Annotated in this window: 24 protein-coding genes and 2 tRNA genes; 8 read left to right on the top strand and 18 right to left on the bottom strand. The window is 64.9% G+C overall.

Annotated features, from left to right (window positions below):
* Positions 1–113: 113 nt before the first annotated feature.
* The 16 genes from ABD866_RS04895 to uvrB form a co-directional block, all read right to left on the bottom strand.
* Complete coding sequence (locus tag ABD866_RS04895; protein ID WP_345061721.1) at positions 114–413, bottom strand: hypothetical protein; 300 nt, start codon at positions 411–413, stop codon at positions 114–116.
* Complete coding sequence (locus ABD866_RS04890; protein WP_345061719.1) at positions 413–808, bottom strand: phage holin family protein; 396 nt, start codon at positions 806–808, stop codon at positions 413–415. The genes ABD866_RS04895 and ABD866_RS04890 overlap by 1 nt, the downstream gene beginning before the upstream one ends.
* Positions 809–848: 40 nt before the next feature.
* On the bottom strand, positions 849–1,145 hold the full coding sequence (locus ABD866_RS04885; RefSeq protein ID WP_345061716.1) for a DUF883 family protein: 297 nt from the start codon (positions 1,143–1,145) through the stop codon (positions 849–851).
* A gap of 112 nt (positions 1,146–1,257) precedes the next feature.
* Positions 1,258–2,391 (bottom strand): NAD(P)/FAD-dependent oxidoreductase, encoded by a 1,134-nt coding sequence (locus tag ABD866_RS04880; RefSeq protein ID WP_345061714.1) that lies wholly within the window; start codon positions 2,389–2,391, stop codon positions 1,258–1,260.
* A gap of 2 nt (positions 2,392–2,393) precedes the next feature.
* On the bottom strand, positions 2,394–3,440 hold the full coding sequence (locus tag ABD866_RS04875) for a histone deacetylase family protein (RefSeq protein WP_345061712.1): 1,047 nt from the start codon (positions 3,438–3,440) through the stop codon (positions 2,394–2,396).
* Positions 3,441–3,557: 117 nt separating this feature from the next.
* Positions 3,558–3,632, bottom strand: a tRNA-Val gene (locus tag ABD866_RS04870).
* 28 nt (positions 3,633–3,660) lie between these two features.
* Positions 3,661–3,735 (bottom strand) — tRNA-Val (locus ABD866_RS04865).
* A 23-nt stretch (positions 3,736–3,758) separates the two neighbouring features.
* Positions 3,759–4,490, bottom strand: a complete 732-nt coding sequence (gene dnaQ, locus ABD866_RS04860) for a DNA polymerase III subunit epsilon (RefSeq protein WP_345061710.1) — start codon at positions 4,488–4,490, stop codon at positions 3,759–3,761.
* Positions 4,491–4,547: 57 nt separating this feature from the next.
* A complete protein-coding gene (gene fdx / locus ABD866_RS04855) occupies positions 4,548–4,886 on the bottom strand; it encodes an ISC system 2Fe-2S type ferredoxin (RefSeq protein ID WP_345061708.1) in 339 nt (112 codons plus the stop codon).
* A 14-nt stretch (positions 4,887–4,900) separates the two neighbouring features.
* Positions 4,901–6,763, bottom strand: coding sequence for a Fe-S protein assembly chaperone HscA (hscA, locus tag ABD866_RS04850; protein ID WP_345061706.1), 1,863 nt, complete (start codon positions 6,761–6,763; stop codon positions 4,901–4,903).
* Positions 6,764–6,878: 115 nt separating this feature from the next.
* Entirely contained in the window at positions 6,879–7,397 is a 519-nt protein-coding gene (hscB, locus tag ABD866_RS04845) for a Fe-S protein assembly co-chaperone HscB (RefSeq protein WP_345061704.1), read from the bottom strand.
* Between the two features lie 61 nt (positions 7,398–7,458).
* Complete coding sequence (gene iscA / locus ABD866_RS04840) at positions 7,459–7,782, bottom strand: iron-sulfur cluster assembly protein IscA (RefSeq protein WP_345061702.1); 324 nt, start codon at positions 7,780–7,782, stop codon at positions 7,459–7,461.
* Position 7,783: 1 nt separating this feature from the next.
* Entirely contained in the window at positions 7,784–8,182 is a 399-nt protein-coding gene (gene iscU, locus ABD866_RS04835) for a Fe-S cluster assembly scaffold IscU (protein ID WP_345061700.1), read from the bottom strand.
* A 33-nt stretch (positions 8,183–8,215) separates the two neighbouring features.
* A complete protein-coding gene (locus ABD866_RS04830) occupies positions 8,216–9,430 on the bottom strand; it encodes an IscS subfamily cysteine desulfurase (protein WP_345061698.1) in 1,215 nt (404 codons plus the stop codon).
* Positions 9,431–9,561: 131 nt separating this feature from the next.
* Positions 9,562–10,098, bottom strand: coding sequence for a Fe-S cluster assembly transcriptional regulator IscR (gene iscR / locus ABD866_RS04825; protein ID WP_345061696.1), 537 nt, complete (start codon positions 10,096–10,098; stop codon positions 9,562–9,564).
* Between the two features lie 312 nt (positions 10,099–10,410).
* Positions 10,411–12,510: an excinuclease ABC subunit UvrB gene (uvrB, locus tag ABD866_RS04820; RefSeq protein WP_345061694.1), complete on the bottom strand. Its 2,100-nt coding sequence runs from the start codon at positions 12,508–12,510 to the stop codon at positions 10,411–10,413.
* 105 nt (positions 12,511–12,615) lie between these two features.
* Between uvrB and ABD866_RS04815 the strand changes: the two genes are divergently transcribed.
* Positions 12,616–13,812 carry an amino acid aminotransferase gene (locus tag ABD866_RS04815; RefSeq protein ID WP_345061692.1) on the top strand — a complete coding sequence of 399 codons (1,197 nt, stop codon included), beginning with the start codon at positions 12,616–12,618 and terminating at the stop codon, positions 13,810–13,812.
* Between the two features lie 327 nt (positions 13,813–14,139).
* Entirely contained in the window at positions 14,140–15,030 is an 891-nt protein-coding gene (locus ABD866_RS04810) for a CoA transferase (RefSeq protein WP_345061690.1), read from the top strand.
* Between the two features lie 404 nt (positions 15,031–15,434).
* On the opposite strand, the gene ABD866_RS04805 is transcribed toward ABD866_RS04810, so the two are convergent.
* A complete protein-coding gene (locus ABD866_RS04805; RefSeq protein WP_345061688.1) occupies positions 15,435–17,903 on the bottom strand; it encodes a YgiQ family radical SAM protein in 2,469 nt (822 codons plus the stop codon).
* Between the two features lie 150 nt (positions 17,904–18,053).
* On the opposite strand from ABD866_RS04805, the gene ABD866_RS04800 reads away from it, so the two are divergent.
* The 4 genes from ABD866_RS04800 (at position 18,054) to ABD866_RS04785 (ending at position 20,063) form a co-directional block, all read left to right on the top strand.
* A complete protein-coding gene (locus ABD866_RS04800; RefSeq protein ID WP_345061686.1) occupies positions 18,054–18,611 on the top strand; it encodes a GNAT family N-acetyltransferase in 558 nt (185 codons plus the stop codon).
* Entirely contained in the window at positions 18,608–19,156 is a 549-nt protein-coding gene (locus ABD866_RS04795; protein WP_345061684.1) for a GNAT family N-acetyltransferase, read from the top strand. Before ABD866_RS04800 ends, ABD866_RS04795 begins: the two co-directional genes overlap by 4 nt.
* A gap of 6 nt (positions 19,157–19,162) precedes the next feature.
* Positions 19,163–19,756 carry an IMPACT family protein gene (locus tag ABD866_RS04790; RefSeq protein ID WP_345061682.1) on the top strand — a complete coding sequence of 198 codons (594 nt, stop codon included), beginning with the start codon at positions 19,163–19,165 and terminating at the stop codon, positions 19,754–19,756.
* Between the two features lie 85 nt (positions 19,757–19,841).
* Positions 19,842–20,063 carry a YjfB family protein gene (locus tag ABD866_RS04785; RefSeq protein WP_345061679.1) on the top strand — a complete coding sequence of 74 codons (222 nt, stop codon included), beginning with the start codon at positions 19,842–19,844 and terminating at the stop codon, positions 20,061–20,063.
* A gap of 20 nt (positions 20,064–20,083) precedes the next feature.
* Here the strand turns inward: ABD866_RS04785 and ABD866_RS04780 are convergent, their stop codons facing one another.
* Positions 20,084–21,001: a LysR family transcriptional regulator gene (locus ABD866_RS04780; protein ID WP_345061677.1), complete on the bottom strand. Its 918-nt coding sequence runs from the start codon at positions 20,999–21,001 to the stop codon at positions 20,084–20,086.
* Between the two features lie 112 nt (positions 21,002–21,113).
* Between ABD866_RS04780 and ABD866_RS04775 the strand changes: the two genes are divergently transcribed.
* Together ABD866_RS04775 and ABD866_RS04770 are read left to right on the top strand one after the other, a co-directional pair.
* Entirely contained in the window at positions 21,114–22,565 is a 1,452-nt protein-coding gene (locus ABD866_RS04775; protein WP_345061675.1) for an NADP-dependent isocitrate dehydrogenase, read from the top strand.
* Positions 22,562–23,374 carry a DUF6671 family protein gene (locus tag ABD866_RS04770; RefSeq protein WP_345061672.1) on the top strand — a complete coding sequence of 271 codons (813 nt, stop codon included), beginning with the start codon at positions 22,562–22,564 and terminating at the stop codon, positions 23,372–23,374. Before ABD866_RS04775 ends, ABD866_RS04770 begins: the two co-directional genes overlap by 4 nt.
* Positions 23,375–23,429 lie beyond the last annotated feature (55 nt).

The raw sequence follows: 23,429 nt of genomic DNA, 5'->3' as shown, positions 1-23,429 counted from the left end.
ACTTCAAGCAGAAATAGCTGCTCGTGCTTTCAAATCAAGCACGAGCAGCTATGAATTCAATAGCAAACAGCGGCGCAGACAAAGCGGACGTTGCGCCCGCTTGCGCTGGATGCTCAGCGCCGCAGCTTGAGCAACAGCGGAAGCAAGGTGCTGCCCCAGCGCAGCAGCCGACGGGGCCCGGCCCACAGCGCCACGCCCACGGCACCCGCCACAAGCGACGGATGGGCCCGGGCAAACTCCAGCACGCGCTGCAAGCCGGGCTCGGCCGCTGCCTGCGCTTGGGCTTGGGCCGCGCTGCGCTCGGCCTGCGCGCGGCGTTCGCGCAGCCGCTGGCGCTGCAGGGCAATGCGCTCCAGAACGCGCTGCTGCTCGGGCGTGGGCACCACGCCGTCCGGGATGTGGGTCTGTGGCATTACAGACGCTCCTTGAGGTCTTGCCAGTCCTGGCTGAGTTCACGCCGCGTGAGCGCAAACGCACGGCCCGAGCGCTGCAGCAGCACCCACAGGCCGGCCAAGCCCGCGGCCCAGAGCAGCATCCACAAGCCCGCCAACAGCCAGGCGGCTGTCGCGCGGTGCGGGGTGTCCCAGAAATGCACCACGGTGGCAGCCGACAGCATGAGCAGCGCCACCACCGTAAGTCCCAGCGTGAGCACCGCCAGCACCAATAGCCACTGCAGTCGCTGCTTCTGGTCGGCCCATTCCAGCCGCGCCAGGGCCATGCGGTCTTCAACCGCGATGGCGCCTTCCAGTACCGCAGCGCGAAGCCGCAATGCCCATGCCTCAAGTCCGAGCACAGAAAGCAGGTTCATCCACGTCCTCCACGCATGCCGGAGCGCAACGCCCTGCGGCTCAACGGCGCGCCAGCAGATAGCCGACGAGCGCGCCGACGGCCAGCGCGGCACCGGCCACGCGCCAGGGTTCGTCGTGTGCGTAACGGTCTGCGGCCAGCGCGGCCTCCTTGGCTTGGCGGGCTGCCTCCTGGGCCGCATTCACAGCCGACTGACGCACCGCGTGCATGCCATCGTCCAGGCGCTGGCGCAGCTGCTTGATCTCCGGTACGGCGTCCAGATCCTTGTTGGCCAGCAGGCCGCGCAGGTCGGCCACCAGCTTCTCGAGTTCGCCTTGGGTGGTGTTTTCAGTCGTCATGTTCGTCCCTTTCGAGTGGTTTCCCTGGAGTGGCACCAAGCCCCGTGTGCCCGGTGCCAGACCATCTTATCGGTGCGCTCGTCAACCCTACAAGCCAATTGGTCGCAAAACGTTAAACCGCGGCGCTGGCTTGATCCAGCGCAAGCCGCTGGAGCACCTCCTGCGCAATCGCGAGGCAGCTGGTGAGCCCGGGCGATTCAATGCCCAGCAGGTGCAGCAGCCCAGGCGAGCCATGTTCGGCAGGCCCCAGCAGCAGGAAATCGGCGGCCGGCTCTCCCGGCCCGCTGATCTTGGGGCGCATGCCGGCATAGGCGGGAACCAGTGCACCGTCCGGCAGGCCGGGCCAGTACTTGCGCACCTCGCCATAGAAGACCTCACCGCGCGCCGGATCGATCCGTAGATCGTCCGGGTCTTCCACCCACTGCACATCCGGCCCGAACTTCGCGGCACCGGCCAGGTCCAGCGTGAGGTGCACGCCCAGCCCGGCAGCCTCGGGCACGGGATACACCAGCCGCTGAAAAGGCGCACGTCCCTGAAGAGCGAAGTAGTGGCCGCGCGCATAGTGCGCACGCGGCACCGCACACCCGGCGGGGTTGGGTGCGGTGGCGGCAAGTTGCGGCGCATGCAAGCCCGCCGCGTTGACCACCACCGCGGCATCCAGCGCCAGACCGTCTGCGGTCACCACCCGGGTGCGCCCGCCGGTGGCGCTCTTGGTGAGCCCTTGAACGCGCGTGTGATACACCACCTGCCCGCCCGCGTGCTCCAGATCGGCCAGCAACGCCAGCATCAAACCGTGGCTGTCCACAATGCCCGTGCTGGGCGAATGCAGGGCCGCCACGCAGCGCAGCGCGGGCTCCATCGCGCGGGCCTCGTCGGCGCTCAGCCAGCGCAGATCGTGCACGCCGTTGGCGGCCGCACGCTCGCGCACTTTGCGCAAGGCGGGCAGTTCCTCATCGTGTGTGGCCACCACGAGCTTGCCGCAGCGCCGATGGGCCACCGCACGCTCGGCGCAGTACGCGTACAGCAGGGCCTTGCCCCGCACGCACAGCCGGGCCTTGAGACTCCCCGGGGGGTAGTAGAGCCCGGCGTGGATCACCTCGCTGTTGCGTGAGCTGGTCTGGGTGCCAAATGCGCCCTCGGCCTCAAGCACCAGCACCTCTCGCCCCGCAAGCGCCAAGGCTCGGGCCACAGCCAGGCCCACCACGCCCGCCCCGATGACCACGGTATCGACGGCTTCGGTCTCCATGCTCAGGCCCCCATCTCCGCCTCGAAGCCTGCCAGCACGGCCGCGGCGTTCAGGCCCAGATCGGCCGTGGCGTAGCCCCCCTCCAGCACCAACACTGTGGGTTGGTTCAGCCGTGCCAGGCGAACGCCCAGTCGATGGAAATCCGCCCGCGTGAGCTTGAAGTGCGAGATCGGATCGCCCTCGTAGGTGTCCAGCCCGAGCGATACCACGAGCGCATCGCAACCCGCCTGGTCGATGTCCGTGCAGGCGTGTTCCAGGGTGTCGAACCACACCGATGCAGGCGTTCCCGCGGGCATCGGATAGTTGCGGTTGTAGCCCAGCCCGGCGCCCTCGCCTCGCTCGTCGGCATAGCCCAGGTAAAACGGGTACTCCGACGCAGGGTCGCCGTGCAAGCTCACGAACAGCACGTCAGAGCGCTCATAAAAGATGCTCTGCGTGCCATTGCCGTGGTGAAAATCCACGTCCAACACGGCCACGCGCGGCACCCCCAGATCTCGCAGCGTTTGCGCCGCTACGGCCGCATTGTTGAGAAAGCAATAGCCTCCCATGAAGTCGGCGCCCGCATGGTGGCCAGGGGGCCGGGTGCAACTGAAGGCCACGCGCAACCCGGCGGCCACACGGGCCGCAGCACTCGCGGCTGCGTCGGCCGCCCGCTTGGCCACAGCCCAGGTGCCTTGCACGAGCGGCGTCCCGTTGTCCATGGAATACAGCCCCAACTGCGCAATAAAGTTGGCGGGCTCGACGTCGCTACGCAGGGAGCGCACAGGCCATACGGACGGAAACGGCTGCTGCCGCCGGCCATCGGGCTGGAAAGCGAGCCAGCGGTCCCACGCGGTTTCCAGAAACTGCAGATAGCGCGGCGTGTGCAGCCGCTGCAGAGCGCTGCGGCTGTCGATGTCGGGCTCGCACAAGAGGTCGCCCCGCGCACGCAGTTGCTCCATTACATAGTCGACCCGCTCCGGCTTCTCGAAACACGGGACGAGCTCACCGCGAAAAAACTCGTGCGTGGGCGCATGGCCACGGTGCAGGGGATCGTGAAAAACCAGCATGGCAGGGCTCGCGAAGGCAAAAGCACCATCCTACGACGCCACCGCAGCCCGCAGCACCGACCGTGTGCCGCCCAAACGCAAAACCCCGGTCTCCTTGCGAAAACCGGGGTTTGAATCTGGTGGGTGATACATGGATCGAACATGTGACCCCTGCCGTGTGAAGGCAGTGCTCTACCGCTGAGCTAATCACCCTTGGCGCCAACGATCTCCACGAAAAACATGGTGGGTGATACATGGATCGAACATGTGACCCCTGCCGTGTGAAGGCAGTGCTCTACCGCTGAGCTAATCACCCGTGTCGTTTGCGACAGCCTTCTATTATGACACAGTTTCTGGCGCGTTTTCGAAACTGCGCCAAATCGTCTTGCCGCCACTGGCCTTGTCCAGTTCGGCCAGGATCTGATCGTGCGACTGCGCCTCCTGCGCACTCGCCCGGATCACCGGCAGCTTCAAGCTGCGCAAATCCACCGCTGCAACCACTGCCTGACCGGACGCATTCTGCGACTCCTCCTCCAGCACGAGCAGCGGATCTTGCCCACGCGTGAGGTTGATATAGACGTCTGCCAACAGTTCTGCGTCCAGCAGCGCGCCGTGGAGCTTGCGGCCAGAGTTGTCCACGCCCAGCCGGTCGCACAGCGCATCCAGCGAGTTCCGCTTGCCCGGATACATCTCCTTGGCCATCACCAAGGTGTCGACAATGCCGCCCACATAAGATGCAAAGCGGTCACGGCCCAGCAGTTCCAGCTCCTTGTTCAGAAACCCCACGTCGAAAGGCGCGTTGTGGATGATGATCTCGGCCCCAGCGAGATATGCCAGCAACTCGTCGGCCACCGCCACAAACTTGGGCTTGTCCTTCAGAAACTCGTTGCTGATGCCGTGGACCTTGAGCGCGTCCTCATGACTGTCGCGCTCGGGATTCAGGTAGTAATGGCGGTTGTTGCCTGTGAGCTTGCGCGCCACGAGCTCCACACAGCCGATCTCGATGATGCGGTCTCCACCCTCGGCCGACAGGCCCGTGGTTTCGGTGTCCAGAACGATCTGACGGGTCATGAAAAGAGCTCCTCGCTGCATGCCAGCGGCAGAAGGCCCGCGCGTGCGGGCTGCCGTTCAATGGTTCTCACGTGCGTGGTTGATGGTGTACTTCGGAATCTCGATCACCACGTCGCGTTGCGCCAGGATCGCCTGGCACGACAGGCGCGACTGCGGTTCCAGGCCCCAGGCACGGTCCAGCAGGTCTTCTTCCTCTTCTTGTGCGGCATTGAGCGACTGGTAGCCCTCGCGCACCACCACGTGACAGGTGGTACAGGCACAGCTCATGTCGCAGGCGTGCTCGATGGCAATGCCGTTGTCGAGCAGCGCTTCGCAGATCGACGTGCCGGAGGGTGCCGAGATTTCGGCCCCCTGAGGGCAATACTCATGGTGGGGAAGGATTTTGATGACTGGCATGGTGTGAGACAAATTCAGAGAGTTTGAACGCGCTTGCCTGCCAAGGCCTGCTGGATGCCGCGGTTCATGCGCTCGGCGGCAAAGGCCTCGGTGCCATGGGCCAGGGCCTCGGTGGCGGCCTCGATAGCTGCTGCGTCGTCAGACGAGCGCAGTGCCTCCAACTGCTGCATGAGAACGTCAATGCCGGCGCGTTCCTCGGCAGTGAGCAGATCGCCATCGGCCTGCAAGGCACTGCGCGTGGCCTGCAGCATGCGCTCGGCATCGACACGGGCTTCCACCACGGCGCGAGCGCGCATGTCTTGCGCCGCTGTGGCAAAACCATCCTGCAGCATGCGTGCAATCTCGTCGTCGGAAAGTCCGTAGGAGGGTTTCACGTCCACGCGCGCCTGCACACCACTGGTCAACTCCTCGGCCTTCACGCTGAGCAGGCCATCGGCATCGACCGTGAACGTCACCCGGATGCGCGCGGCCCCTGCAGCCATGGGCGGAATGCCTCGCAATTCGAACCGTGCCAGGCTCCGGCAGTCTTGGACTAGGTCGCGCTCACCTTGCACAACATGGATCGCCAGCGCCGTCTGCCCATCTTTGAAGGTGGTGAAATCCTGGGCCTTGGCGATGGGGATTGTCTCGTTGCGTGCCACAATCCGCTCCACCAGGCCCCCCATGGTTTCGATCCCCAGCGACAGCGGGATCACATCCAGGAGCAACAGATCGCCTGCCGCGTCGTTGCCAGCCAATTGGTTGGCCTGAATGGCTGCACCCAGGGCGACCACCTCATCGGGATTGAGGTTATTGAGCGGCTCGCGCCCGAACAACGCCCCGACCGCGCGCTGCACCTGAGGCATGCGGGTGGAGCCCCCCACCATCACCACGCCTTGAATATCGGCGGGGGCCAGTCGGGCATCCCGCAGGGTGCGTCGCACCGCCTGAAGGGTTCGTTCGGTCAGGTCCGCTGTTGCTGCATCAAACTCGGAGCGCAACACCGTTCGACTCAGCAAGCCGCTGGACAACTGCACTTCGAAGACCGCACTGTCGGAGGATGTCAAAGCCTCTTTGCAGCGTCTGGCGGCGATATGCAGCACAGCTCGGTCGGCCGCGCCAACCGAGGCCATACCCTGCTGTTGGAGCACCCAATCGACCAACGCAGCATCGTAGTCGTCGCCCCCTAATGCCGAATCCCCTCCCGTCGCAAGCACCTCAAAAACGCCCTTGGTAAGGCGCAGCACCGAGATATCGAATGTGCCGCCACCGAGGTCATATACGGCGTATACACCTTCGCTGGCGTTATCGAGCCCGTACGCAATGGCGGCTGCAGTGGGTTCGTTGATCAACCGCAACAAATGAAGACCCGCGAGTTGCGCGGCATCTTTGGTCGCCTGGCGCTGTGCGTCATCGAAATAGGCGGGCACCGTGATCACGACCCCGTACAGGTCGGCATTGAAAGTGTCCTCAGCGCGGTAGCGCAGGGTCGCCAAGATATCGGCGCTGACCTCGACCGGCGTCTTGAGGCCGCCTGCGGTTTCGATACCCACCACCCCACCTTGTCCGCCAGTGGCTGTCAGGCGGTACGGCAAGCGTTGAGCGTCCACATCTTGGACGGCACGGCCCATGAGTCGCTTGACCGACACGATGGTGTTGGTGGGATCGCCCGCTTGGGCAGCCAAGGCTGCACGTCCGATCTCGCGTCGATTGCCTTCGAGATAGCGTACAGCCGAAGGGAGCAAGACAGCCCCCTGATCGTCGGGAAGACACTCGGCAACGCCGTTTCGGACCGCGGCTACCAGGGAATGCGTTGTACCCAGGTCAATCCCGACTGCGATGCGTCGCTGGTGAGGGTCTGGCGACTGGCCGGGTTCAGAGATCTGCAAAAGCGCCATGGTAGGAATTGGTTATGCGGGACATCGGGTGACAGGGGCTGATGGGCAGCCGATGCCGGAATCTCGTGTGCGTCACGTCACAAACTGCAGGGCTATGCTCCGTACAGATCGTGTGCTATCTGTCAAATCGTTCGCTCTTGCGAGCCAGCTCCGACAAAAAACGGTCCACAAACATCAGCGCACGCACTGCTTGCACCGCTGATGCCGGGTCGTGTTGCGTGTCCAGCGCTACAGCGCACGAAGCCAGCAACCGGGAACGCTCCCCCAACACCTCGGACTCCAGCGCATCCAGCGCCTCGGGTGATATCGCCTCTTCGAGCGCCTCACGCCACTCCATCTGCTGCATCAGAAACGCGGCGGGCATGGCGGTGTTGTCTTCAGCACGCACCGGGTGCCCCGCCAGTTCGCACAGGTAGGCCGCTCTCTGCAGCGGATCACGCAGGCGGCGGTACGCCTCGTTGATCCGTACCGACCATTGCATCGCCACCCGCTGTGCCGCCGCACCTTGAGAAGCGAAACGATCAGGATGGACCTCACGCTGAAGATCTTTCCAGCGTTGATCCAATTCGGTAGCGTCCAGGGCATGGCGTCTTTCCAGGCCCAACAGTTCGAAGTCGTCAGATTGAAGGTTCATCGGCAGAAAAAAACCGCCAGCACGGTGCGATGGCGGTCTTCAATGGCTTACGGCCCAAGCGTCAAACGCGGAAGCTTTCTCCGCAGCCGCACCGGTCGCGCTCGTTGGGATTGTTGAACTTGAATCCCTCATTGAGACCTTCGCGTACAAAGTCGAGCTCGGTTCCGTCGATGTACGCTAAGCTCTTGGGGTCGATCAGCACCTTCACGCCGTGCTGCTCAAACTCAATGTCCTCCGGCTCTTTCGCGTCCACGTACTCAAGCTTATAGGCAAGACCAGAGCAACCCGTGGTCTTGACGCCCAGGCGCACGCCAACCCCCCTACCGCGCCGGGTCAGGTAACGGCTCACGTGGCGCGCTGCCGCTTCGGTCAAGGTAATCGCCATTTCAGGAGGTCGCGGTAGCGCCGTGCTTGGCACGGTAGTCCTGCACAGCCGCCTTGATGGCATCTTCGGCCAGGATGGAGCAGTGGATCTTGACCGGGGGCAAAGCCAATTCTTCAGCGATCTGACTGTTTTTAAGCTGTGCTGCCTCGTCCAAGGTCTTGCCCTTCACCCACTCAGTGACCAGCGACGAGGAAGCGATTGCTGAACCGCAGCCATAGGTCTTGAAACGGGCATCTTCAATCACCCCGGTTTCAGGGTTCACCTTGATCTGCAGCTTCATCACGTCGCCGCAAGCGGGTGCACCGACCATGCCGGTGCCAACGGTGTCATCACCCTTGTCAAACGAGCCCACGTTGCGAGGGTTCTCGTAATGATCAACCACTTTCTCAGAATAAGCCATGGAATCACCTCTTCAATTCAGACACTGACGGTCTCAGTGGGCAGCCCACTGGATGGTGCTCAGGTCGATGCCGTCCTTGTACATCTCCCACAACGGGCTCAGTTCGCGCAGCTTCGCAACGTTTTGCCGGATGGTGGCGATCGCGTAGTCAATCTCTTGCTCGGTCGTAAAACGGCCGATGGTCATGCGAAGGCTACTGTGGGCCAACTCGTCGCTGCGACCCAAAGCCCTCAACACGTAGCTGGGCTCAAGGCTGGCAGAGGTGCAAGCAGAGCCGGACGACACCGCCAACCCTTTGATGCCCATGATGAGCGACTCGCCTTCAACGTAGTTGAAGCTCATGTTCAGGTTGTGCGGAACCCGACGCTCTAGGTCACCGTTCACAAACACCTGTTCAATGTCGGATAGCCCGTCAAGCAAACGCTTTTGCAGCGTCTTGGCCTTAGCGAGGTCCTGAGACATCTCTTCGCGGGCGATGCGAAACGCCTCGCCCATCCCCACGATTTGGTGGGTAGGCAGCGTGCCGGAGCGCATGCCACGCTCGTGCCCACCGCCATGCATCTGCGCCTCCAGGCGCACACGGGGCTTGCGGCGGACATACAGCGCACCGATGCCCTTGGGGCCATAAGTCTTGTGAGAGGCTAGGCTCATCAGATCGACTGGCAGCGTGGCCATGTCGATCTCGATCTTACCGGTGGCCTGGGCCGCATCCACATGCAGGATGATGCCCTTGTCACGACACAAGGCACCGATCGCAGGAATGTCCTGAATAACGCCGATCTCGTTGTTCACAAACATCACGCTGATCAGGATGGTGTCAGGGCGGATAGCCGCCTTGAGAACGTCCATGTCCAGCAAACCGTTGGGCAGGACGTCCAGGTACGACACCTCGAAGCCCTGTCGCTCGAGTTCACGCATGGTGTCGAGCACTGCCTTGTGCTCGGTTTTCACGGTGATCAGGTGCTTGCCTTTGCCCTGGTAGAAGTGGGCGGCGCCCTTAAGAGCGAGGTTGTTGGATTCCGTGGCGCCACTGGTCCAGACGATCTCGCGAGGATCTGCGCCGATCAACGCTGCAACGTCAGCGCGCGCTTTCTCGACGGCTTCTTCTGCCTCCCAGCCCCAGGCGTGGCTGCGAGAAGCCGGGTTGCCGAAATGTTCGCGCAACCAGGGGATCATGGCGTCGACAACGCGGGGGTCGACGGGCGTTGTGGCGCCGTAGTCAAGATAAATTGGAAAGTGCGGGGTCATGGCTGGGCTGGCTCAGAAAACACTGGCTGGCAGCAATCAATACAAATAACAACTCCGCAGACGCGAACGCTGAGCGCCTGCGAACCGTTGTGGTCCGGGCCTACCTACGGATGGACTGCCTGGCCGCGCCCTCAGGACTTGGCAAAGGCATTGCCGAGTGCAAACACCGAATTCGGCGCATTCACGCGGATAGGCTTGACCACTGGCGTTGTCGAAATGGCGCGGCGCACAACCGGCTTGTCTTCCACCTGCACGCCTTTGGCCAGTTGATCGTCCACCAGCTTCTGCAGGGTCACCGAGTCCAAGAACTCCACCATGCGCTGGTTGAGCGAGGCCCAGAGTTCGTGCGTCATGCATCGACCACCTTCGCCAAGGCAGTTCTCCTTGCCTCCACACTGCGTAGCATCAATGGGCTCATCGACGGACACGATGATGTCTGCGACCGTAATGTCACCCGCCTTGCGCGCCAAGGTGTAACCGCCGCCCGGGCCGCGCGTGGATTCAACGAGCTCGTGGCGGCGCAGCTTGCCGAACAACTGCTCAAGATACGAGAGAGAAATCTGCTGACGCTGGCTGATCGCAGCCAGCGTGACGGGCCCGTTGTTCTGGCGAAGTGCCAGGTCGATCATCGCGGTGACCGCAAAACGGCCTTTGGTTGTGAGACGCATCGCAAGCTCCTTAGCTCAGGCTCTTTCGTTGTGGGATTGACCAGCCACCCGAGGGCAGCGGCACCGTCTCCGCCCTACTTCTCCGCCGTCATCGCTGCATGCGGAGCCCTTTAGCCGTTTGAAACCGGGCTTTTCTTGAGTGTTTTGCAGGAGTATACCACAAATCCCAAATGAATTTGTCAGGTAAGAAACTGATTGGTCATTATCTTTACCAATCAGTTTCATAGCCTCAGGCGATGGATGGCTATCACCTGGACACAGGGTGTCCACGCCGCCCAGGACGCACTCTTGAGCGGAGCGTAGACGCCGATGTCAGGCTGCGGAGCCCGCAAGCGGATCGATACCGTGAGCCCCGAACGCCCGATCTTTCAAGCGAGAGAGCTGGTCCCGCACCCGTGCGGCCTGCTCGAACTCCAGGTTGCGCGCGTGCTCGAGCATCAACTTCTCCAGCCGCTTGATCTCGCGCGCCATGTCCTTCTCTGACATGTCTTCCGCCTTGGCACGTTGCAAAGCCTCTTGTTCCAGGCGCTCAGCATCCTTGCCCGCTTTTTCGCTGTACACGCCGTCAATCAGGTCTCTCACCTGCTTGACGATGGTGCGCGGTGTGATGCCGTGCGCTTCGTTATGGGCGATCTGCCGGGCACGGCGGCGCTCGGTTTCGTCGATGGCTTTCCTCATCGAATCGGTAACGCGGTCGGCGTACAGGATGGCCATGCCGCTCGCATTGCGCGCAGCCCGACCGATCGTCTGAATGAGGCTGCGCTCGGCACGCAAGAAGCCCTCCTTGTCGGCGTCGAGGATGGCCACGAGCGACACCTCGGGAATGTCCAGCCCCTCGCGCAGCAGGTTGATGCCCACCAGCACGTCAAAGACGCCCAGCCGCAGGTCGCGGATGATCTCGACGCGCTCCACGGTGTCCACATCGCTGTGCAGGTAGCGCACCTTTACCCCGTTGTCGGTGAGGTAGTCCGTCAGTTGCTCGGCCATGCGCTTGGTCAGTGTGGTGATCAGCACGCGCTCGCTGCGCTCAACGCGCACACGGATCTCCTGCAGCACATCGTCCACCTGGTGCGTAGCCGGGCGGACTTCGACGATCGGGTCCACCAACCCGGTGGGCCGCACCACCTGGTCCACCACCTGGCCGGAGTGCTGCTTTTCGTAATCGGCCGGCGTGGCCGACACAAAAACAACCTGCCGCATACGCTGCTCGAACTCTTCGAACTTGAGCGGGCGGTTGTCGAGCGCCGACGGCAGCCGGAAACCGTACTCCACCAGCGTGGTCTTGCGCGCGCGGTCGCCGTTGTACATGGCCGAGAGCTGTCCGATCATCTGGTGGCTTTCGTCCAGAAACATCAGCGCGTCGCGCGGCAGGTAATCGGTCAGCGTGCTCGGTGGCGCCCCCGGCGCAGCACCGGACAGGTGGCGTGTGTAGTTCTCGATGCCCTTGCAGTGACCCACTTCGCTGAGCATCTCCAGATCGAACCGTGTGCGCTGCTCCAGCCGCTGGGCCTCGACCAGCTTGCCGTCGGCCAGCAACTGCTTCAGGCGCTCGGCCAGCTCAAGCTTGATGGTTTCGACTGCCGCCAGCACCTTGTCGCGCGGCGTCACATAGTGGCTGCTCGGGTACACGGTAAAGCGCGGAATCTTCTGTTTGATGCGGCCCGTGAGCGGGTCGAACAGTTGCAGGCTCTCCACCTCGTCGTCGAAGAGCTCAATGCGCAGGGCCAGCTCCGAGTGCTCGGCCGGAAACACGTCGATGGTGTCGCCGCGCACCCGGAACTTGCCGCGGCTGAAGTCCTGCTCGTTGCGCTGGTACTGCATGCGGATGAGCTGCGCGATCGCATCGCGCTGACCCAGCTGGTCACCCACGCGCAGCGTCATCACCATGCGGTGGTAGCTCTCAGGCTCACCAATGCCGTAGATGGCCGAGACCGTGGCCACGATCACCACGTCGCGCCGCTCCATCAGGCTCTTGGTGCACGACAGCCGCATCTGCTCGATGTGCTCGTTGATCGCGCTGTCCTTCTCGATGAACAGGTCGCGCTGCGGCACATAGGCTTCGGGCTGGTAGTAGTCGTAGTAGCTCACAAAGTACTCGACCGCGTTCTTCGGGAAGAACTCGCGGAACTCGCTGTAGAGCTGGGCGGCCAGCGTCTTGTTGGGCGCGAATACGATGGCGGGCCGCCCCGAGCGCGCGATCACGTTGGCCATGGTGAAGGTCTTGCCCGAGCCGGTCACGCCCAGCAGCGTCTGGAAGGCTTCGCCGTCGTGCAGGCCTTCCACCAGGCGTGCGATGGCCTCGGGCTGGTCACCCGCAGGCGGATACGGCTGGAACAGCTCAAAGGGCGAGTTGTCAAAGCGCACGAACTCGCCGTGTTGCGTTTCAGGCTTGACTTCAGAAAGATCCGGCATAGGAAGCGTCAACGGGGCCAGCGCACGGCCCGTTAAAATTTGCGGAACTCGGCACGGTACACCAGGCCCGGTTTCTTCGCTACTGACAACCTTCGAAAGCACTTCATGTCTTTGTTTTCCTCCGTCGAAATGGCCCCCCGGGATCCGATCCTGGGCCTGAATGAACAATTCGCAGCCGACACCAACCCCCACAAGGTGAACCTGGGCGTGGGTGTGTATTTCGACGACAACGGCAAGCTGCCCCTGCTGCAGTGCGTGCAGGCCGCCGAGAAGGCCATGATGGACAAGCCTGCCGCCCGCGGCTATCTTCCCATCGACGGTATCGCCGCATACGACAACGCCGTCAAAGGTCTGGTGTTCGGTGCCGACTCCGAGCCCGTCACCTCGGGGCGCGTGGCCACGGTGCAAGCCATCGGTGGCACGGGCGGCCTGAAGATCGGTGCCGACTTCCTCAAGAAGGTGAGCCCGAGCGCCACCGTCCTGATCTCCGATCCGAGCTGGGAAAACCACCGGGCCCTGTTCACCAACGCAGGCTTCACGGTCGACACCTACGCTTACTACGATGCCGCCACGCGCGGCGTGAACTTTGACGGCATGCTGGCCAGCCTGAACGCGGCCGCTCCGGGCACCATCGTGGTGCTTCACGCCTGCTGCCACAACCCCACGGGCTACGACATCACGCCCGCGCAGTGGGACCAGGTGATCGCCGCCGTCAAGGCCAAGGGCCTCACGCCCTTCCTCGACATGGCCTACCAGGGCTTTGGCCACGGCATCGCCGAAGACGGCGCCGTGATCCAGAAGTTCGTGGCCGCAGGCCTGAACTTCTTCGTCTCGACCAGCTTCTCCAAGAGCTTCAGCCTCTACGGTGAGCGCGTGGGTGCGCTGTCGGTGCTGTGCGCCGACAAGGAAGAAGCCGGCCGCGTGCTGAGCCAGCTCAAGATCGTGATCCGCACGAACTACAGCAACCCGCCCACGCACGGCGGCGCGGTCGTGGCGGCGGTGCTGAACAACCCCGAACTCCGTGCCCTGTGGGAAAAGGAGCTGGGCGAGATGCGCGTGCGCATCAAGGCCATGCGCCAAAAGCTGGTGGACGGCCTCAAGGCCGCGGGCGTGCAGCAGGACATGTCCTTCATCACCACGCAGATCGGCATGTTCAGCTACTCCGGCCTGTCCAAGGACCAGATGGTGCGCCTGCGCAGCGAGTTCGGCGTCTACGGCACCGACACCGGCCGCATGTGCGTGGCTGCGCTCAACAGCAAGAACATCGACTACGTCTGTCAGGCGATTGCCAAGGTGATGTAAGCACGGCCCAGGGGCGCTGCAGCCCCGCCCAGCCTGTGAAGCGCCCCGCTGCCGCCCCCGCGGCCCGGGGCGTTTTGCTGTGTACCGTACGCAGCAGACACGCGCACGCAGCGCACCACAGCCCAGAAGGCTTCAAGGTCTTTTAGGGCGCTCGTGCTTATAAATCAAGCACGAGCAGCTATTGATTTAATAGCAAAGGCTTGCCGGTGCGCCGGTGCAAGGCGTCGGCGCGTCCGCTGTCTGCAAGCCCACTCCGGTATAACGCGTCGGCTCCACCGCATCCGCGCCTTGGCGTGGGATGCGCCCCACCCTTCGATCCGCGTTGCCATGACCCTTGCCCCACTCCAACCCCTGCGCGGCGTGCGCGTGCTCAGCCTGGCACTCAACCTGCCCGGCCCTGCCGCGCTGCTGCGCTGCGCCCGCATGGGAGCCACCTGCACCAAACTGGAGCCCCCGGCACCGCCCACCGCCGCCAGCGCCGACCCGATGGCCCAGTACAGCCCGGCGGCCTATACCGCGCTGCACGCGGGCGTGCGCACCGTGCAGGCCCACCTCAAAACATCCGAGGGCCAGGCCACGCTGCAGGCCGAACTGGCGCAGACCGATGTGCTGATCACATCCTTCCGGCCGTCTGCGCTCGACAAGCTGGGCCTGGGCTGGGCGATGCTGCAAGCGCGCCACCCGCAACTGTCGCTGGTGCGCATCGTGGGCGCACCCGGCGCCCGCGCCGAGGAGCCAGGCCACGACCTGACCTACCTGGCCGAAGCCGATCTGGTGCCAGGCACTGTGCTTCCTCCCACGCTGTACGCCGACATGGGTGGAGCGCTCATGGCCAGCGAGGCGGTGTTGCAAGCGCAGCTGGCGCGCGCCCAACAGGGCCTGGGGGTGTGCATTGAAGTGGCGCTGTCCGAGGCCGCGCAGTGGCTGGCCCTGCCCCGCCAGTGGCGGCTGACCACGCCAGAAGCCGACATCGGCGGTCAGCACGCTGGCTACCGCGTGTACCCTTGCGCCGACGGCCGGGTGGCCGTGGCAGCGCTGGAGCCCCACTTTGCAGCTCGGCTGTGCCAAGTCGCCGGCCTGCCCGAGCGGGGGGATGCGGACCACATGCGCGCACCGGCCACCCACGCAGCCATCGCCTCTTTTCTGGCTGGACACACCTGCGCGGCCCTGCAGGCTCTGGCCGAGGCGCACGACATTCCCCTGCACACGTTGCCGTAGGGCCGTCCGCCGGGGTGTGGGCGGCAGGCAACGCGCTGGCGATGGGCTTGCTCTCGCCAACACTGGGGCCCACGCGCACTCGCGCGGCCTGGAAAGACTCCGCGCCCGGAGGCCGCTGCGAGCCCCCATGAACGCTCAACGCCTGCAAGACCGTAGTGCCGATGTGCATTCTGTCCTGCGCACCGCTTCGGGCTGCACCGTGCCGAAGCGCAGGCCAGGCGATATGCAAAGCGCACAAGCCCTGCTGCACGCCACCGCAAAAAGCGATCAGCACAACGCCACAGACCGCAAGCCGAGCGGTTTTGCAGATGGCCGTCGGTCCCCATGCCCCGATCTGACGGGTATTGCGGCCACACAAGCGCTGCCGTTTGCGGACAACGGCACTGCCGCCATCCGCCGGTGCTTCAGCGCGTGCGCCCTTTGCCGGTGCCGCCCTTGCCAAGGCCACCCTTGGCGGCGGGCCGCGGCCCCCGTGCGGCCGGCGCGGCCCCGGTGTTGCGCGGCGGCAGGCCCGTGTGCTGGGTGAGCAGGCGGCCCGGCTGTGGTTCGCTGGTGCGAAACCGCACATCGCCACGCGGCTCGTTGAGGGCCTGGGTGCGGGGCCGCAGCGCCACGGCCTTGCCGTCCTTGTTGGTCGTGTAGCCCAGGCCACCACCACCGGCGGTGCTGTTCTTGCGCCGGGCGCTTTGGTAGCTGCCGTCGGTGAGCGGCTGGAAGGTCGGGATCAGGTGTTGCTTACCGTTGCCGATCAGGTCGGCCCGGCCCATGGCCTTGAGCGCCTCGCGCAGCAGCGGCCAGTTGTTGGGATCGTGATAGCGCAGGAAGGCCTTGTGCAGACGGCGGCGTTTTTCGCCGCGCACGATGTCCACCTTCTCGCCACGCTCGTCGCGGTGGATGCCCTTGAGCGGGTTGAGCCCCGAGTGGTACATGGCCGTGGCCGTGGCCATGGGGCTGGGGTAGAAGGTCTGCACCTGGTCGGCGCGGAAGCCGTTGCGCTTGAGCCAGAGCGCCAGGTTCATCATGTCCTCGTCGCGGGTGCCCGGGTGCGCGGCGATGAAGTACGGAATCAAGAACTGCTTCTTGCCCGCTTCTTCGCTGTACTTCTCGAACATCTGCTTGAAGCGGTCGTAGCTGCCGATGCCGGGCTTCATCATCTTGGTCAGCGGGCCCTCTTCGGTGTGCTCGGGCGCGATCTTGAGGTAGCCGCCCACGTGGTGCTGCACCAGTTCCTTCACGTACTCGGGCGACTTCACGGCCAGGTCGTAGCGCAGGCCCGAGCCGATGAGAATCTTTTTGATGCCCTTGAGCCCGCGCGCACGGCGGTAGATCTTGACCAGCGGACCGTGGTCGGTGGTGAGGTTCTGGCAAATGCCCGGATACACGCAGCTCGGCTTGCGGCAGGCGGCTTCGATCTCGGGACTCTTGCAGCCCAGGCGGTACATGTTGGCCGTGGGGCCTCCCAGGTCGGAAATGGTGCCGGTAAAGCCCTCAACCTTGTCCCGGATGTCCTCGATCTCCTGGATGATCGAATCTTCCGAGCGGCTCTGGATGATGCGGCCCTCGTGCTCGGTGATCGAGCAGAAGGTGCAGCCGCCGAAGCAGCCGCGCATGATGTTGACCGAGAAGCGGATCATCTCCCAGGCCGGGATCTTGGTCGGGCCATCATGGCGGCCGTTCTCATCGGCGTAGGCGGGGTGCGGGCTGCGCGCGTAGGGCAGGCCGAACACGTGGTCCATCTCGGCCGTGGTCAGCGGAATGGGCGGCGGGTTGATCCACACGTCGCGTGCGGTGGCACCTTCGCCGTGGGCTTGCACCAGGGCGCGGGCGTTGCCGGGGTTGGTTTCCAGGTGCAGCACACGGTTGGCGTGGGCATAGAGCACCGGATCGGCCTTGACCTGCTCGTAGCTCGGCAGGCGGATCACGGTACGGTCGCGCGGCGGCAGTTTGCGCTTGCCGCGGGCCAAGGCCGGGTTGGGCACGAAGGTCAGTGGCTGCACCGCCGGAGTGGCGACCACGGCAGGGGTGGGGGCGCTGGCGGCTGCATCGTCCTTGCTGCACGTCGCGCCTTGGGCCTCGGCTTGCTCGCTGGTGGTGAGGTACGGGTTCAGGTGGGGCTCCACCGGGCCCGGCTCATCGACCGTGGTCGAATCGATCTCGAACCAATCGGGCGCGGAAGCGCGCCGCACAAAGGCCGTGCCCCGCACATCGGTGATCTGCTCGATGGGTTCGCGGGCCGCAATGCGGTGGGCCACCTCCACCAGCGCACGCTCGGCATTACCATACAGCAGCAGGTCGCATTTGCTGTCCACCACGATGGAGCGTCGCACCTTGTCGCTCCAGTAGTCGTAGTGCGCGATGCGGCGCAGGCTGCCTTCGATGCCTCCCAGGATGATGGGCACGTCCTTGTACGCCTCGCGGCAGCGCTGGCTGTAGACAATGGCCGCGCGGTCGGGCCGCTTGCCGCCCACGTCGCCGGGCGTGTAGGCGTCGTCGGTGCGGATCTTCCGGTCGGCCGTGTACCGGTTGATCATCGAATCCATGTTGCCCGCCGTGACACCCCAGAACAGGTTCGGCTTGCCCAGCACCTTGAAGGGCTCGGCGCTCTGCCAGTCGGGTTGGGCGATGATGCCTACGCGAAAGCCCTGCGCTTCGAGCGTGCGGCCGATCACGGCCATGCCGAAGCTCGGGTGGTCCACGTAGGCGTCGCCCGTCACCAGGATGATGTCGCAGCTGTCCCAGCCAAGCTGGTCCATCTCGGCCCGGCTCATGGGCAAAAAGGGCGCGGGGCCGAACCGCTTGGCCCAGTACGGGCGGTAGCTGGTCAGCGGCTTCGCATTGCGCGCGAAGAAAGACACGTCGACGGGGGCATTCATGGTCGTGGGGCGTGCCGTCCGCGGGCACTGCGGTGTAGAGGGTAACCCTCGATTTTACGGCGCCCCCCCTGAAAATGCTGCTGCGCCACCATGCACCCACAAGGCCTGGGGTTGGCCGACAATGGAGAACTCGCCCCCAGTGGAGTTCTCTTGACCCGTCCTGCCGTGACAGCGCCCTCGTCCTCACCGATCGCTCCCTCGCCCGAACTGCGCAGCCTTCAGCCGGGCGACATGGGGTGGGTGATTTCTGAGCATGGCCGCCTCTACCACGCAGAGTACGGCTGGGACAGCCGCTTTGAAGCGCTGGTCGCAGACATCGGCGCGCGCCTGCTGCGCCGCTTCGACCCCCGCTGCGAAGGCGCCTGGATCGCGGAATGCGACGGTCGCCGCGTGGGCTGCGCCTTTGTGGTGCGTAAAAGCGCTCGCACAGCCCAGCTGCGCTTGCTGCTGGTCACGCCCGACGCTAGGGGCATGGGCCTGGGTGCGCGTCTCACGGACACCTGCATCGCCTTTGCGCAAGCGCAGGGCTACCACCGCATGGTGCTCTGGACGAACGAGTGTCTGCACACCGCCCGCGCGCTGTACGCGCGACGTGGATTTGTGCTGGATCGGTCTGAGCCCTACGCAGATTTTGGCCAGGAACTCGTGGGCGAGACCTGGTCGCTGCGGCTTCGGGCACCAGCGACCCCGAAAAAGGGCCTGCGGTGACGCTGTCGCACACGCACACCCTGCGCTCGGGCGCAGCGGCTTGGCTGAGGCCCTGGCAGCCGGACGACGACGTGGACGCGCTGACGTCCCTGATCCACGCAGCCTATGCGCCCCATGCCGCGAGAGGGCTGCGCTACTGGGGCTCGCACCAGAGCGCCGACGACACCCGAAAGCGCTTGGCATCCGGCCTGGCCTGGGGCGTCTGGGTCAACGGGGCGCTTGCAGGCACCATCACCCTGCGCGGCCCGCAACCAGCCTCCGATGTACCGCTGTACCGCGAATCTGACGTCTGGAGCCTTACGCAGTTCTGCATCGCGCCGGGACATCAGGGCAGCGGTCTGGGACGTTGGGTGCACGACCGGGTGGCCGAAGTGGCCCGCCTGGAAGGAGCGCGAAAGCTGGCGCTCGACACCTCGGAAGACGCGCACGGCCTCATCTCCATGTACGAAGCCTGGGGCTATGGCGTTGTGGGCCACTGCGACTGGCGGCCCCTGACCAATTACCGCAGCGTGCTGATGGCCAAGACCCTGCACCCACGCGCCTGAGCAGCCATGCGCCAGACCCTCGCCGGCCCGGCCTACAGCGAACTGCTGATCAAGAAAAGCCGCTTCATCGGTTGCGTGCAGCCGGTGCCCGACCGTACGGCGGCGCAGCATGTGGTGGAACGCCTGCGGCGGGAGCATCCGGGCGCTGCACATGTCTGCTGGGCCCTGCTGGCGGGTGGACAGTCGGCGGCGGTGGACGACGGAGAGCCCAGCGGCACGGCTGGTCGCCCCATGCTGGATGTGCTGCGCCACCAAGATCTGGAAGGCGTGCTGGCCACGGTGGTGCGCTATTTTGGCGGCGTGAAGCTGGGCGCGGGCGGGCTGGTGCGCGCCTACACCGACACCGTGGCGCAGGCCTTGCTGCAGGCACCGAAAGTGGCCTTGCAACGCCAGCATGAGTGGGCCTGCACCCTGCCCTATGCCTTTGAGGGCCTGCTGCGGCGGGAATGCGACGCCGTGGGCGCTGTGCTGATCGAGGTGAACCATGGCAGCCTGGTCACGGCGCGGCTGCGCGTGGCCGACGACCAGGCGGCCGCGCTGCGCGCGCGCTTGGACGAAGCAGGACAGGGCCGACTGGTGTGGCAGGCCGCCGAGCGCTGACGTGCGGGCGGCACCCGCGCAGCGGAGGGGTTCAGGGATGCGCGGTGCGTGCCGATAACCCGGTATCCCGCTCTTAGAGGCTCCCATGGACACCTCCCTGGTCAACCGCATCGTCAACACCGCCGTCCAGCTGAACCAAGCCCGGCAGGCCGACGCCGTTCAAACGGCTGTGCTGCGTCGTACCCTGGACATGCAGGAGGCCAGCGCCACCGTGATGCTAGACGCCCTGGCCGCTGCCACGCCGGTGCCATCGACAACGTCCGCTGCCAGTGGTCCACTCGGCACACAGGTGGATACCTGGGCCTGAAACCCGCCCGCCTCTGCAGCTCAGCCTGCCGAGCCGTGGCGCTGCTCCAGCATGTATTGCCGAAAACGCGCGGCAATCGGTGACAGTTGCTTGCCGCGGGGCGTGACCACATACCAGCGGTTCGGAATCGGAAATCCCTCCACCGGCAGTTCGACCAGGTTGCCCGGCGCCATGTGGCGCAGGGTCAGTCGGCTCAGGATGGCCAGACCCAGCCCCGCGGTCACCGCTTCCTTGATGGCCTCGTTGCTGGCGATTGTGATGCGGTGTGGCGCCTGCCAGCCCCGCGACTCCAGATAGCGCTCGATCGCGTGGCGGGTGCCTGAGCCAGCCTCGCGTATCAGAAGGCGCTCGGCCGCGACGTCGTCCCAGGTCAGGGCGCCGCGCTTGGCGAGGGCGTGCTCGCTGGGCGCAATCACCACGAGCGGGTTGTCGGCCAGCGGCTCGGCTTCGATGTCCAGTTCATGCGGGGGGTGGCTGAACACATACAGGTCGTCGAGATTGGCCTGCAGGCGCTCGCGAATCTCCGACCGGTTGCCGACCTGAAACTCCACCTCCACGCGTGGATGGGCCTTGCAGAACGGGCCCAGCATGCCCGGCACCAGGTATTTGGCCGTGGTCACCACGCCCAGACGCAAACGCCCCACCGACAGCCCGGCCCGCTCCGCCAGGCGCATTTCCAAACGGTCCAGCACCTGGAACAGGTCGCGGCAACTGATCTGCAACTCATGCCCCAGGTCGGTCAGATAAAGCTGCTTGCCGATCTGCTCGAAGAGCGCTCCGCCCAGAGCTTCAGACAGCTTGGACAGTTGGGTCGAGACCGTGGGCTGCGCCAGGTGCAGCGCCTGCGCGGCCTGCGTCACGCTGAGCCGGTCGGCCACAGCCAGGAAGATCTCCAGCTGGCGGAAAGTGGTCTGACGGGTGTGAAGGCGGCTTTTCATTGGTTTTTGCAAATGATGAAGCTTTTGAAAATCTATTTTTACAAATTCTCGGAGCCCTCAACAATCCGTGTCAGCCCACAAGGCCCCCTCACAACACCCTCAGGAGAACGACATGACCACCCCTGCCACCCAGCCCACCCCCATCACCGTGGCCTACGGCGACGGCATTGGCCCCAGCATCATGGAGGCCACCCTGCGCATTCTCGAAGCGGCCGGCGCACGCCTGCAGACCGAAGTCATTGAAGTCGGCGAGAAGGTGTACCTAGCCGGTCACGCGAGCGGCATCGCCCCTTCGGCCTGGGATTCGCTGCGCCGCACCAAGGTGTTTCTCAAGGCTCCGATCTCAACGCCACAGGGTGGGGGCTACAAGAGCCTGAACGTGAGCACGCGCAAATCGCTGGGCCTGTTCGCCAACGTACGGCCTTGCACGGCCTTCGCACCCATGGTGCCCACGCGGCACCCGGGCATGGACGTGGTGATCGTGCGCGAGAACGAAGAAGACCTCTACGCGGGCATCGAGCACCGGCAGACCGAAGAGGTGTACCAGTGCCTCAAGCTCATCACGCGCCCGGGCTGCGAGCGCATCGTGCGCTACGCGTTCGAGTATGCCCGGCTGCACGGCCGCAAGCGCGTGACCTGCTTCGTCAAAGACAACATCATGAAGATGACAGACGGGCTGTTCCATGAAGTGTTCGACGAGATCGGCGCGCTCTACCCGGACATTGCCCGAGACAGCATGATCGTGGACATCGGTGCCGCACGCCTTGCCGACACGCCCGAGCGCTTTGACGTCATCGTCATGCCCAACCTGTACGGCGACATCCTGTCCGACGTGGCGGCACAGATCGCAGGCTCCATCGGCATGGCTGGCTCTGCCAACATCGGCGATCAGTGCGCCATGTTCGAGGCCATTCACGGAAGCGCGCCCGACCTGGCGGGCAAGGACGTGGCCAACCCCTCGGGCCTGCTACAGGGCGCGGTGCAGATGCTGCTGCACATTGGCCAGGCCGATGTGGCCACGCGGGTACAAAACGCCTGGCTGCGCACGCTTGAAGACGGCGTGCACACCGCCGACATCCACCGCCCAGGCACCAGCACCGCACTGGTGGGAACACGTGAATTTGCCTCCGCAGTGATCGCCCGCATGGGCCAGGCACCGCAGCGGCTCAAGGCCGTGGCCTATGCGCCGGCAGCCCCACTGGTGATTGCGCCCCCGCAGCGCCGCGCCGCCGCACGCAAGCGGTTGGTGGGTGTGGACATTTTCTTGCAGTGGCGCAATGGCACGCCCGCCAATCTGGGGGATGCGCTGGCGCCTCTTGGCCTCGAATCGCTGGGGCTGGAACTCATCACCAACCGGGGCGTGAAGGTCTGGCCCGACGGCTTTCCTGAAACCTTCTGTGTGGACCACTGGCGCTGCCGCTTCCGCAACCCTGCAGCCGATGTGCGTTTTGAAGACGTGCTCGAATTGCAGAGCCGCCTGCTCCAGGCCGGTTTTGATATCGTCAAAACCGAAAACCTCTACACCTTCGACGGCCAGCCTGGCTACGCCGCAGTCCACGGATGAACCCTGACCAGATCGCCCTTCTCACCCTCCACGGCAAGGCCGAGGCACTCGAACCCCTGGCCCGCGAGTTGGGCCTGAGCCTGGTGGTTGATGAGGGCTACGACACCGATCAGCTTGGTACCTTCACCGGCGAAACCGCACGCGCAGGCACGCAGGTCGAGGCTGCGGCCCGCAAGGCCCGGCTCGCCTGCGAGCGCAACGGCACGCGGTACGGGCTGGGCAGCGAAGGCAGCTTCGGGCCAGACCCCTATCTCGGCTCTGTGCCTTGGGGCATCGAGGTGGTGGTCTGGTACGACGCCCTTCTGCAGGTGCAGGTGCACGCGGCCCACCAGGGCCCCGAAGTCTGCTGGCGCCAACAGAGTGTGGCCAGCGTGGCCGAAGGGGTGGCATTTGCGCAGTCGGTCGGGTTTCCGGCCCAGGGCGTGGTCGTCGGCAAGCCGGGCGAAGCGGTGTTCAACAAGAACCTGCGCGACGCCGACGCACTGCGCCTAGCACTGGAGCAAGGGCTGCGCCATGGCCCGGTCTGGATGGAAACCGACCTGCGCGCCCATCGCAACCCGATGCGCATGCAGGCGATCGCCCGGGCTGGGGTGGCACTGGGTCAGCGCCTTGCGCAGCGCTGCCCGGGCTGTGGGGCGCGCGGCTTCGGCCCGGTGCGGCTGCTGCCTGGGGCCCGCTGCGACTGCTGCGGGCACCCGACCAGCAACGCCCACGCACAACTGCTGGAATGCCCGGGATGCGGCCATACCGAGGTGCAGAAGCTGCGCGAGACCGTGCCAGCCTCGCGCTGCGAGCGCTGCAATCCGTAACGCGATGTGCAAAGCTGCGTGGCCGTGTGCCAAACTGACACGGCGCCCGCACTGC

Source organism: Acidovorax lacteus (assembly GCF_039540375.1).
Lineage (GTDB): Bacteria > Pseudomonadota > Gammaproteobacteria > Burkholderiales > Burkholderiaceae_C > Acidovorax_G > Acidovorax_G lacteus.
The sequence above is the reverse complement of the archived record's forward strand: the minus strand, read 5'-3'. Positions and strand labels throughout refer to the sequence as shown.